The organism is Geobacter sp. SVR (genome assembly GCF_016865365.1).
Classification (GTDB): Bacteria; Desulfobacterota; Desulfuromonadia; order Geobacterales; family Pseudopelobacteraceae; genus Pelotalea.
The window spans coordinates 3,301,417-3,314,278 of sequence record NZ_AP024469.1; the positions used below are offsets into that span (position 1 = coordinate 3,301,417).

7 protein-coding genes are annotated in these 12,862 nt (G+C 63.7%); all 7 read left to right on the forward strand.

All coding sequences use genetic code 11. From position 1 onward, the window contains the following. The first annotated feature begins 96 nt into the window (after nt 1–96). The 7 genes from GSVR_RS15570 to GSVR_RS15600 all read left to right on the forward strand — a co-directional run bounded on the left by GSVR_RS15570 (nt 97) and on the right by GSVR_RS15600 (nt 12,862). Nucleotides 97–1,833 carry an autotransporter assembly complex family protein gene (locus GSVR_RS15570; protein ID WP_239077349.1) on the forward strand — a complete coding sequence of 579 codons (1,737 nt, stop codon included), beginning with the start codon at nt 97–99 and terminating at the stop codon, nt 1,831–1,833. Further along, entirely contained in the window at nt 1,830–6,260 is a 4,431-nt protein-coding gene (locus GSVR_RS15575) for a translocation/assembly module TamB domain-containing protein (protein WP_173200719.1), read from the forward strand. The genes GSVR_RS15570 and GSVR_RS15575 overlap by 4 nt, the downstream gene beginning before the upstream one ends. Before the next feature lie 322 nt (nt 6,261–6,582). Beyond that, nucleotides 6,583–8,598: a PAS domain S-box protein gene (locus tag GSVR_RS15580; protein ID WP_173200717.1), complete on the forward strand. Its 2,016-nt coding sequence runs from the start codon at nt 6,583–6,585 to the stop codon at nt 8,596–8,598. Continuing rightward, on the forward strand, nt 8,595–9,233 hold the full coding sequence (locus GSVR_RS15585; RefSeq protein WP_173200715.1) for a response regulator transcription factor: 639 nt from the start codon (nt 8,595–8,597) through the stop codon (nt 9,231–9,233). The genes GSVR_RS15580 and GSVR_RS15585 overlap by 4 nt, the downstream gene beginning before the upstream one ends. A gap of 159 nt (nt 9,234–9,392) precedes the next feature. Continuing rightward, complete coding sequence (locus GSVR_RS15590) at nt 9,393–10,073, forward strand: response regulator transcription factor (protein WP_173200713.1); 681 nt, start codon at nt 9,393–9,395, stop codon at nt 10,071–10,073. Nucleotides 10,074–10,207: 134 nt separating this feature from the next. Continuing rightward, nucleotides 10,208–10,687: a chemotaxis protein CheW gene (locus GSVR_RS15595; protein WP_173200711.1), complete on the forward strand. Its 480-nt coding sequence runs from the start codon at nt 10,208–10,210 to the stop codon at nt 10,685–10,687. Between the two features lie 60 nt (nt 10,688–10,747). Beyond that, nucleotides 10,748–12,862 (forward strand): methyl-accepting chemotaxis protein, encoded by a 2,115-nt coding sequence (locus GSVR_RS15600; RefSeq protein ID WP_173200709.1) that lies wholly within the window; start codon nt 10,748–10,750, stop codon nt 12,860–12,862.

A 12,862-nucleotide genomic window follows, 5' to 3' on the forward strand; every position in this document is an offset into this window, starting at 1 on the left:
TTAACCCCCATGAGGCGCAACCATGCCTGATCGAACCCTGCATCCGTGATGCCTTTCCCTCCCCGTCTGCCCGGCATGACAGCCGGACTGCGTTTGATGATCTGGGCCCTGCTGGCGCTGGCCTGGCCCCTTTCTCCCTGCGCGGCCGCAGAACCGGTCACCGTCGTGGTGGAGGGCATCGAAGGGGATCCCCTCAAAAACGTGACCCAAGCGGTTACCCTGCCGCCGGGACTGGTGCACGACGGCAGCGTGGACCGGCTCTGGCTGGAACGCTTCGCCCGCCAGTCGGAGGAAAAGGTCCGGACCGCGCTGGAACCCTTCGGCTATTACAATGCCCGCATCGGCACAAGGCTTGAAACCGTCGCCCCGGGCGTCTATCGCTTGCTGGTCACAATCGAGCCCGGCGAACCGGTGCGGGTGACCGCAGTGCAGGTGACGGTTCAGGGCGCTGGCCGGCAGGAGGAACAGCTGCAGGAACAGGTGCGCGCCTTCCCGCTGCAGGAAGGGGACATACTCCTGCAGCCTGCCTACGATCATGCCAGGGACAACCTCAGGGCCCGCGCCCGGGAGCTGGGCTACCTGGATGCCGAGTTCTCGCGGCACGAGATCCGCGTGGACCCCGAGGCAGCCAGCGCCAGGATCGAACTGGTCCTGGAAACCGGCGAGCAGTACCGTTTCGACGGGGTGACCATCAGCGGGGCCCCCGACTATCCCGAGCCCTTCCTGCGGCGCTACCTGTCCTTCAAGACCGGCGAAACCTTCTCCTACGCCAAGCTGGGTGAAACGCAGCTCAACTTCACCAACTCCGAACGCTTCAAGGAAGTCGTCATCGTCCCGGACAAACAGCAGGCCGAAGAGCTCAAGGTCCCGGTACGGGTCCAGCTGAAGCCGGCCCCGCGCAGAAGTCTGCGTCCCGGCATCGGATACGGCACCGACACCGGCGCCCGTTTTTCCATCCGCTACCGCGACCTGAACCTGTTCCACCTGGGGCATGAATTGAACATGCAGCTGTATATCGCCGAGCGCCTGCAGGGGCTGGCCAGCGGCTACATCATGCCGGACACCAGGGACATGAAGAGCGCCACCAGCCTGCAGTTGAACCTTCAGCGGGAGGAGATCACCACCTATTTCAGCCGGCTGGGAGCCCTGGAGCTGGCCCGGCACCGCAGCTTTGGCACAGGGCAGCTGGGCACGGTCTACCTGCGGCTGCAGCACGAGGAATTCACCATTGCGGATCAGACATCCATTTCGCGGCTGGTGCTGCCCGGCCTGCGCTTCGTGGAGAACCGCTACGAAAACCTGATTCGCCCCACCCATGGCTACCGTTACGGGCTCGAAGTGCGGGGCACCAGCCATGTGTTCGGTTCGGACACCGGCTTTCTGCAGGTGATTGCCGAAGGGAGCCACCTGCAGCCGTTGCCGTGGCGGTTCTCGCTGTACACCAGGGTCAACACGGGCCTCACCATGCTGAGCGGCCTGAGCGAACTGCCCCCCTCGGTCCGTTTTTTCGCCGGCGGCGACCAGAGCGTGCGCGGCTATGACTACAAATCCCTGGGCCCGCGCGATGCCAACGGCAATGTGGTGGGGGGCAAGAACCTGATGACCGGCAGCATCGAACTGGAGCGGGCGCTGTTCGCCAAGTGGGGGCTGTCGCTGTTTTACGATGCGGGCAACGCCTTCAACACCTTCGACGAGTTCAAGGTTTTCCAGGGGATGGGGATCGGCCTGCACTATTACACTCCGGTGGGGGGGCTGAATCTGGCCGTGGCCCGCCAGATCGGGGTGGAGCATCCCGGTTACCACATCCATTTCACGGTGGGGTTCGAGCTGTGAAGCGTACCGTTGCCATACTGCTGGCAGTTCTCCTTGCGGCTCTGCTGGTGCTGGCGGCAGCCCTGGCCTGGGTCGCCGGCACCACCGCCGGAACGCGCTGGCTGTTGGATACGGCTTCCCGCCACGCCCCGCTGCAGATCGGGGAGGTCCGGGGACGCCTGGCTGACCGGCTGCGTCTCGACCGGGTCAAGGTCTCACAGGCGCAGCAGACCGTGGAGCTGGAAAGTCTGGAACTGAGCTGGAAGCCGCTGCTCCTGCTGACCGGCACGGTCGGAATCCGAGAGATCTCCCTGAAGGGGCTGCGCATCCACGCTCTCTCCCCCCCCTCGGCGCAGCCCCTCTCCCTGGCCTGGCCCCGGATGCCGGTCCGGGCCTCCCTGCTGGATGTCTCCATTGCACGCCTGAGCATCGATCACCTGAGCTACCGCCGCAGGGAGGACAAGCCGCAGGAGTTGGGGCCCCTGACCGCGGCCGTGGAATGGCACGACGGGCAGCTTTCGCTGCGGGATCTGGATCTGGCCACCCCGACCGGCAGGATTGCCGGCAGCCTGGACGCCGGATTCCGGCTTCCCTCCCTGGCGAGCAACCTGACCGTCACCATGCCGCAACCGCTGGCAGGCATGCAGCACTTCAGCCTGACCACCCGGCTGTTTCCCGCCAAAAGCCCCGAACAGCTGGCAGGTGCCGTCGCCCTGCACGGCTCCGGAAAAACAGCCGGCGCGGCGCCGCGTCTGGAGCTGTCAGGGGTGCTGGGGGTGACCCGCAGCGGTTTCAATCTGCGCAACCTGGTCCTGACCAGGCCGGGGCGGAGCGGCCGGATCACTGCCGACGGTTCCCTCGATCTGGCGGCGCGGGAACCGCGGCTGACGCTGCAGATGCGGGTCGCGGACCTGAACCTGGCGCCTGAGGTGAACCTGCCGACCGATCTGACCGGTCACCTGAACCTGAGCGGCAGCCTGGACAGCTACCGCGGCAATTTCGCCTTCAGCAACCGGGACAAGGGCTGGCGGGCCATCACCCTGGCAGCCGACTACCAGGGCAGCCGCACCGCCATAAAACTGACCCGCCTGAACGGAGCGCTGCTGGACGGCACTCTGCAGGGGGAACTGGAGGCCGGGTGGAGCGAAGGACTGGCGCTGAGCGGAGAGCTGCACGGCAGACGCCTTAACCCGGCCCGGATCACACCCCAGTGGCAGGGCTCGGCCAACTTCGATCTGTCCGGCACGCTGACCCGCTCCCGCACCGGAACACTGCAGGGGAAGATCGGCGCTATCCTGCTGGAAAGCCGGCTGCACGGCCAGCCCCTGACCGGAGAGCTGCAGGCCGATCTTTCGGGCGACAACCTGCGGATCGGCCGGCTGCTCCTGCACGGCAGGGGCTTTGACCTGGAAGGATCGGGGCAGCTGGATTCGCGGCTCAACCTCTCCGCACGGATCAGCGATCTCTCCCGCCTGCTGCCGGGCACGGCCGGGGAACTGCAGGCCACCGGGTGGCTGCGCCGTCGACAGGGGCAGTTGGCTGGCGCCCTCACGGCCCGCGGACGCGGGCTGGCCGGTGGCGGCGCCGGCGCCTCCTCGGCAGCCGTGGAGGCCAGCATCGCGGAAGGTGCCGGTCATCCGCTGCACCTGGCCCTGAACCTGGCCGGGGTAGCGTATGGTTCCCTACGGAGCGACGCGGTCGTCCTGGAGGGGGATGGCACCCTTGCACGCCACACGCTCCGGGCCACCCTGCGCGCCAATGGGGACGAGGCGCATCTGGGGCTTTCCGGCGGATACGCCGAGGGCGCCTGGCAGGGGGCGATCACGCACCTGTCGGGGGGGGACGGCATCGGGCCCTGGTCACTGGCCAAGCCGGCGCCGCTGACAATGACGAGCGATCAGGTCACGCTGGCGCCGCTGGTCCTTGCCGGTGCGGCGGGCGAACGGATCGAGGTGGCCGGCCGGCTGGCGCGTCAACCTCTGGGGGGCACGCTGCGGGCCGAGTGGGACCGGCTGAACCTGGCACGGGCCAATGCCTGGCTGCCTGACATGAAGCTTTCAGGCACCACCGGCGGCACCATCAGGGGCGAACTGGAGGCACCGGATCGCCTGACCCTGACCGGCAAGGCCACCATGCAGGGCACGGTCGCCGCCCAGGGGCGCACGCTGTCGGTGCGGCAAAGCGAGCTGAGCCTGGATAGCGGACGGCAGGGGGGACGAGCGACCATGGAGGTGCAATTGACGGACGGCACCCAGGTACGGGGCAGCTTCGTTTCGAACGCCCCCCTTCGGCCGGCGCTGCCGGAATCAGGCGATTTTTCCGCGGAATGGAATCTGCCGGACCTGTCGCTCCTCAGCGCCTGGGTGCCGGCTGAAAACCTGCAGGGGCAACTGGCCGGGCAGATCGACGGCCGCCTCCTGCCGGGCCGGCAGGTTGAGATGAAGGGGCGCGCCTCCCTGACGCAGGCCAGACTCGGCCTGAAAAGGCCGGAGGGGGAGCTGGACCTGACCCCGCTCACGGCGGCGCTCTCCTTTGACTGGCGCCGGGAAAAACTGACACTGAACGGCCAGGCCACCACCCGGGGAACGGTCATTGCCAAGGGGCGGAAACTGACGGTGCAGCAGGCTGAGCTGAGCCTGGATGGCGGGCGGCAGGGCATGCAGGCAGCGGTGGAAGTGCAGCTGACGGACGGTTCCCGCGTGCGGACCCGCTTTGCTTCGACCTCCCCTCTCCGGCCGACCGTTCCCGAAACAGGCCGTTTTTCAGCCGAGTGGCACCTGCCGGACCTGTCGCTCCTCAGTCCCTGGCTGCCGGCTGAAAACCTGCAGGGGCAACTTGACGGGCAGATCGACGGCCGCCTCCTGCCGAACCGGCAGTTCGAGCTGAAGGGGCGCACTGGTTTGTCGCAGGCCAGACTCACGCTGAAAAAGCCGGAAGGGGAGCTGAACTTCAATCTGCGCAAGGCTGCGCTCACCCTTGACTGGCACGGGCAGGAGCTGAAGGGGGACCTGGATCTGGCCCTGGCCGAACAGGGCCAGGCCCGCGCCCGGCTCCAACTGCCGCTGCCGGCGCGCATTCCTGTGGCCTTCGATCCCAAAGGGGAACTCAAGGGGTCCATTACCGGCAAAGTGCAGGAAAAAGGGGTTCTGACAGCACTCTTTCCCGGCATGCTGCAGGAGAGCCACGGCGAGCTGACCACGGACCTGCGGGTGGGGGGCACGTGGGAGCAGCCGCGCTTCGAAGGGCTGCTGCAGCTGGCCGGTGCCGGAGCCTACCTGCCGACCGCCGGCATCCGCCTCAGGGATCTCCAGCTCACCGCGCATCTCGAAAAAGACCTGATCAGGATCGACACCTTCCGGGCCGCCTCCGGGCCCGGCCATATCGAAGGAAGCGGCCTGCTGCGCCTGAAGGGATGGCAGCCGGTGAGCTACAGCGGCCGCATCGACGGTGAGAACTTCCAGACGGTCCACTTCCCGGAGATCGAGATCCAGAGCACGCCCAAGCTCACCTTCGAAGGGACGCCGGAAAAGCTGTCCGTGCAGGGGGAGGTGCGTCTGCCGGTACTGCGCATCACCGCGCCGCCGTTGCAGGCCCCCATTGGGCCCAGCAAGGACGTGATCGTGGTGGGGCGCCGGCCCGCGCCGGAAAAGGGGCTCCCGCTGGCCGTGGACGCCCGCATCCGCCTGGTGCTGGGGGACCGGGTGCTGGTCAAGATGTCGGGGATCGATGCGCAGTTGGGAGGGGCCATGGACCTGACCATGCGGGGCATGGACAAGATCACCAGCAGCGGGGAGATCCGGGTGGTCAAGGGGCGCTACCAGACCTACGGGGTCACGCTGGACATCGTCCGCGGCCGTCTGTATTACGGAGGGGGCCCCATCAACCAGCCGACCCTGGACATCCTGGCCCTGCGCACGTCGGGTGACGTGAAGGCCGGCGTAACCATCGGCGGCACGCTCCAGGCGCCGGTAACCAAGCTCTATTCGGAGCCCCCCATGCCGGACGTGGATATCCTGGCCTATGTGGTGCTGGGGCATCCGCTGGGGAGCAGCGGTGAGCAGGCAGGCCTGCTGGCCCAGGCGGCCGGGGCGCTGCTCTCGGCCGGCCAGTCCGCCTCGCTGCAGGATCAGATCAAGAGCCGGCTGGGGCTGAGCACCCTGGAGATCCAGTCCGCACCCGGAGCGACAACCGGCCACATGGGCTACAAACCGATGACATCCACGCCCCCCGGCACCGCGCCGACTGTCCAGCCGGGAGGCCTGTCCCAGACCATGGTGACCATCGGCAAGTACCTGACCCCGCAGATCTACGTCAGCTACGGCCGTTCGCTCTTCACCAACAACAACCTGTTCCTGCTGCGCTACGACATCACCCGGCGCTGGCAGATCGAAACCCAGACCGGCGAGGCCAGCGGTCTCGACGTGTATTACAAGATCGAGTTCAATTGAACGGCGGAACAACCGCCCAAGCCCTGCCAGCCCATCCTCGCATGCCCCGCCCCGGCCGCCCGCCCGGGAAAAGAGCACTCACATACCGGCCGATCTTCCGCGATCCATCCTTCCCCGGTGATCAGGCGTCTGGATAGCGGGAAACCGGCACCCGTCCAAAGAAGGGGGGCGCCCCGTTCCGGCCGGGATGGCTCCGGCAGCGGCTTCGCAATTCGGGCTTGATCTTGTGAGCATGGTCTGGAGTACAATTCGTACCTCGTGCCGGGCCTGGGGGCCGCCGCGCTTTTCCGCCGACAGGGAACTGAAAGGGACTGACTGACACATGGTACAGGACATATCTTCAAACCATTGCCACCTGGAGCGGCACAACGAGTTCGAACGATTCTTCGGCCTGATCGGCGATCCGGCATGCATTGCCTCGACCGAAGGGTATTTCCTCAAGGTAAACCCCGCCTGGGAAACCACCCTGGGTTACAGCATGGACGAACTCAGCGGGGTACGGTTCGAGACGTTCATTCACCCTGATGACCGGGAAACCTCAAGGAAGGGGCTCACGCTGCAGCGCGCCGGCACCGCCACGACCAACTTCATCAACCGGTTCCGCCACAAAAACGGCTCCTACCGCTGGTTCGAATGGAATACGACTCCGGCTGCGGATGAAAAACTGCTGTTCGCCACTGCCCGGGACATTACCGAACGGAGACTGGTCGAATTCGAGCGCGAAATCACCATCGCCTTTCTCAGCCTTGTCAACACCAGCAAAAACCTGACGGAACTCCTCACCGGCGCGGCAGCCTTTTTCCGGAAGCAATCCGGCTGCAGGGCCATCGGGGTCCGGACCGTGGAAGGGGACCGGTTCCCCTTTACCACGCTGATCGGCCCCGACGAAAGTTTCCGGATATGCCGCCTCGAGGACGGCGCCGTGAAAACGTGCCTGTGCGGCACCATCGCCAGTGGCAGCCATGACGGCACAAGGCCGCGCTTTGTCGGGGCAGGATCATTCTGGACCAACAGCGTGCCCGAACCGGGGAGTACCGCCTGCTGCCCGGCCGATGAAACCGACGGGCCGATTCCGGAATGCTGCCAACGGGAGGGGCACCGGTCCATGGCGATTATCCCCCTGCGGAACAGGGGGGCCTGCATTGGGTTGCTCCACATAAGCGACCGCGCAGCCGGAAGATTCTCCGTGGAGCTGATCGGCGCCTGGGAACGCATTGCCGGGCATCTGGCCATCGCCATGGCAAAGCTGTCGGCAAAAGAACAGCTGCACACAAGCCGGGAGCTGATGCAGGCGCTCTATGACTCGACTCCGGACATCATATTCGTCATCGACGCCGATAACCGTTTCATTACGGTGAACAGAGCCATGGCAGCCTTTGCCGGCCGGGAGGCGGGCGATTTCCCGGGCAAACCGCTCGATTTCTGTTTTCCGGCGCATCCACCCCTGTTTCTGGAAGAGAACAGGCAGATCATGGCTTCCGGGAAGATGACCACCGTTACCCAGCAGGTGGCAAGCCATACCGGCGACGTGCTGACGTTCCGCACGACCAAGGGCCCGCTCTACGATTCCAGCGGCGGCATAACCGGACTCTTTGGCGTGGCACGGAACATCACGGGAGCGATCCGGGCCAGGGAGACGTTCTCGAAGTATGAGGAGCAACTGTCCTCCCTTGCCGTCCAACTCTGCCGCGTCGAGGAGAAAGAGCGGAGACGGATAGCCTCCCAGCTCCATGACCACATAGGGCAGAACCTGGCCTTTGCCCGGATGCAGCTCGGACGGGTGGACACGGAGCAACCGCTGCCGGATTGCAGAAAAATGCTGCGGTCGGTCGCGGCATTGCTTGACGAGGCGATCCGGCAGGTCCGCACCCTGACATTCGAACTGATTCCGCCGTTGCTGCACGAAGTCGGTCTCGGGGCCGCCCTCGAGTGGCTGGGTGAGCATTTCAGGGAAAGACACCAGGCGCAAATCAGCGTCTCCCGGAACGACGATCTGCAGGACCTGTGCGAGGAGGCCAGGGGAACCCTGTTCCAGGCGGCACGGGAACTGCTGACGAACGTGATCAAGCACGCGGATGCGAAAGAGGCGTCCGTTACGATAGTCAGGGGCACAGAGGGCCTGGTTCTCAGCGTAGCCGACCGCGGAGCCGGTTTCGACGCCGATGCGGAAAAAAAGAGGCCGGGCGGGAACGGGTTCGGGCTGTTCAACATTCAGCAGCGGATAATGCACCTGGGCGGAACGGTCGCCATACGGTCCGCGCCGGGAGCAGGGACCACGGTAACGATCACCGTGCCGCTCCCGGACCCGGAAACGGAAGAAGGGCGGACGGACCGATGAGGGTGATCATAGCCGACGACCACCGGATAGTGCGCGACGGGATCAGGCAGATCCTCGAAGCGGAGGCGGACATCACCGTGGTGGCGGATGCCGACAATGGCGCGGCCGCCGTGGAGCTGGCCGGTTCGCTGGCCCCGGATGTCATCGTGATGGACATGACCATGCCGGGCATGAACGGTATCCATGCCACGCGAAAGATCCTCGAAGGCCCCTTGAAAACGCGGGTACTGATCCTTTCGATGCATTCGGACCGCCGGTTCGTCATCCAGGCGCTGCAGGCGGGCGCCAACGGCTACATCCTCAAGGATTGCCCGGCCGATGAGCTGGTACGGGCGGTCCGGACGGTCGCGGACGCGGAATTGTACTTCTGCAGGGAGATCATCCGCATCATTGTCAGTGATTATATGAAGAGGATCGCAGTGGAGTTCCGCACTTACGATCTGTCGCCCAGGGAGCTGGAAACCCTGCGCCTGATCGCAAACGGCAGAAACACGAAGGAAATAGCTTTTGAAATGGGTCTCAATCCCAAAACCGTGGAGTCTCACCGCCGCAACATCATGAACAAGCTGAAGCTGCACACCGTCGCCGAACTCACCAGATTCGCGGTCCGGGAAGGTTTCACTTCCCTGAACTGATCACACCCCGCATTTTCCCGCATTGGCATTTCCCTTATTCCCGTCTCAGGATCTTACCAATAAAAATTATCTTCCGTGTCTGTTATCTATAGCGAACGGCCGGTGTCTCATTAAGGCACGATTGCGCGGTCGGAAGCCGCCATCAGATCGGAAGACAGAATGAATTGCCGCATAATACTCGCGGACCGGCATGTCATGGTCAGGGCCGGCCTGCGAAAAATCCTGGAGGCATCGGGGATATCCGTCATTGCGGAAGCCTACAGGGGCGAAGAGGTGGTCGACCTTGCACGCAGGCTCAAGCCCGACCTGGTCGTGACCGAGGTGGACCTGGTCGGAAAGAGCGGAATAGAGGCGACCCGGGACATCCTGTCGCACAAGGCTGGGATCAAGGTTCTGGTGCTCTCGGCTCATGCGGGTGCCCGGCACAGGGCCGAGGCGATCGGAGCGGGCGCCGTGGGATACCTGTCCAAGGAATGTTCGTCGGAGGCGCTTGTGGCGGCCATAGCGAAAGCCCGCGAAGTGGGACGGGAGACAGCAAGCGACGACGCCGACGGATGCGATCGGGGCAAACGGAAAATACCGGGCCTCACGGCGCGCGAGGTTCAGATACTCCGGCTTCTGGCAGAGGGAAAAACGACGGGGGAGATCGCCTCGACCTCGCGCATCTCGGCCAAAACCGTGATAGCCCACCGGGCCAATATCATGAAAAAGCTTTCCATCACGGAAATAGCCACCTTGACGAAATACGCCATCAGGGAAGGTTTCATCCCGCTCATGTGGTCGGCGACCGTCTCTTTGTATGACGCACTGTCAGTCTCGACCCCCAATCCCTTCACATAACCTTCTGACGTTCCACACGACAGATATTCAGGTTCAGGGCCGTCACGTACCGCCGGTCTTTCCGCAGGCTGCCGGCCCGGAAAAGGGGATTTTCGCCCCGGAACAGGGAAATCCACATCGGAAGAGGAGAGCATATGGCAAACGGACAGGCAGATTCCCGTCAGTATCTCACGTTCATGCTGGGCGAAGAGGTTTTCGCCCTGGACATCGAAAAAGTACGCGAGGTGATCGACTACACCACGGTGACCAAGGTCCCGCAGACCCCCGACTTCATGCGCGGGGTGATCAACCTGCGCGGAAACGTCGTGCCGGTGGTGGATCTACGGCTCAAGTTCGGGATGTCCATGACGGAAAAGACGGTCAATACCTGCGTGATATTCACCGAGGTGGCGCTGGGGGGCGAAACCGTGCTTCTGGGAGCCATGGCGGACTCGGTGCGGGAAGTGCTGGACCTCGAATCGGAGGAGATCGAGCCTCCGCCGCACTTCGGCGCCCGGCTGAGCACCGAGTTCATCCGCGGGATGGGCAAACACGAAGACCAGTTCATCATCATCCTCGACATAGACAAGATCTTCGCAACCGGTGAATTGGACCTCATGGCCGACGCCGCCTGAGGCTCGTTTCAACCTGCCGATGAAATCTGCGCTCAATTACGCCAACGCAAGGAGAGCATCATGGAATTTTTCAGGAATTTCACCATCAGCAAAAAGTTGACCATTTCCTTCCTGATTCTGGCTGCCATAACCGCAACCGTGGGTTTTGTCGGCATCACGAACATGTCCAGGATCAGCGACCTGGCCGATCAGATGTATCAAAAGGAGTTGATGGGCCTTTCGTACATCAAGGAGGCCAATATCGATCTTCTGTACGTGGCACGGGCCGAAAAGAACATTGTACTTGCCACGACCAAAGCGGACCGGGAAAAATTCCTCAAACTGCATGCGGAAGGGATCAAGCTGTTGCAGGAGAATATTGACAAGGCCAAGCCGCTGTTTCACTCGGAAAAGGGCAAGGCGGCGCTGGCAAAGCTCGAAAAGGCCCTGGACGAATACCGGCCCGTGACGCAGAAGGTCGTTGAAACGGCCCTGTCGGAGGAACTTTCCAAGAGCAAGGCCTCCATCGAGCTGTCCATGGGGCTGGCCCGGGAAAAGATCGGCGTGGCCGACGACCTGATGACCGAGCTGTCGAAGTTCAAAGAAGAAAACTCCCGGGATCTCTCCAACCTGACCACCAAGATGTACGACCAGAGCAAGATCTTCATGATCTCCCTGATGATCGGCTCCGTTCTTTTCGGCGTAGGCATCGGCATCTACCTGGCCCGCAACATCGGCAGCATCCTGAAGGCCCTGCTGAGTGAGACCGCGCGCCTCAGCGAGGCGGCGGTCAACGGCCAGTGGAGCGTGCGCGGCGAGGTCGACAAGATCAATTTCGAGTTCCGCGACATCCTGGCCGGAATGAACAAGACCCTCGATGCGGTCATAGGTCCCCTGAGCGTGACCTCCACCTACCTCGACCGGATCAGCAGGGGGGATGTCCCGCCCAAGATCACGGAGGAATACCGTGGCGACTTCAACACCATCAAGGTCAGCGTCAACGACTGCATCGACACCATGCAGTCGCTGCTGGAACAGACCGAGGTGGTGATCCAGGCGGCAGCCAACGGAGAACTGGACCGCCGGGCCAATGCTGCCGTCTTCCAGGGCGCCTGGGGCAAGGTCATAATCGGCCTGAATCAGGCGCTCGACGCCATCGTCGGTCCCCTGGGCGTGACGTCGGAGTACCTGTCCAAGGTGGCCTCCGGAAACATTCCCCCCGAGATCACCACCCAGTACAAAGGGGATTTCGAGAAGATCAAGAACGACATCAACAACATGGTCCGCAAACTGGCCGAGGTCATCATCGAGGTCAAAGCCGCGGCCGACAACGTTGCCTCGGGAAGCCAGGAGCTTTCCACCAGTTCGGCGCAGATGTCCCAGGGGGCAACGGAACAGGCGGCGGCAGCCGAAGAGGCCTCCGCCAGCATGGAGCAGATGAGCGCAAACATCCGCCAGAATGCCGACAACGCCCTGCAGACCGAAAAAATAGCCATAAAGTCGGCGGACGATGCCCGGCAGGGGGGCACAGCGGTTGAGGAAACGGTTCATGCCATGAAGGAGATCGCCGGCAAGATCTCGATCATCGAGGAGATCGCGCGCCAGACCAACCTGCTGGCCCTGAACGCCGCCATCGAGGCGGCCCGGGCCGGAGAGCACGGCAAGGGGTTTGCCGTAGTGGCCTCCGAGGTTCGCAAGCTGGCGGAACGTTCCCAGAAGGCGGCCGCCGAGATCAGCAACCTATCCTCGACCAGCGTGGAGGTTGCGGTCAAGGCAGGTGACCTGCTGTCGAAGATGGTGCCGGATATCCAGAAAACAGCGGAGCTGGTCCAGGAGATCTCGGCCGCTTCGCGCGAGCAGGATACCGGCGCGGAACAGATCAACAAGGCGATCCAGCAGTTGGATTCCGTCATCCAGCAGAACGCCTCGGCCAGCGAGCAGATGTCGGCCACCGCGGAGGAGCTTGCCTCCCAGGCGGACCAGTTGCAGCAGAGCATCGAGTTCTTCAGGATCGACGACCGCCTCCAGGGCAGGCGGCTGGCTGACAGCCCGCAACCCCGGCAGAAGATGCAGCCGAAAAAAACGGTTGCCCATATCCCCCTGACAAACGGACACCACCAGCCCCAGAAGCTCACCAGCGGCGTGCAGATGGACATGGGGCGGGACACCCTGGATATGGAATTCGAGCACTACTGA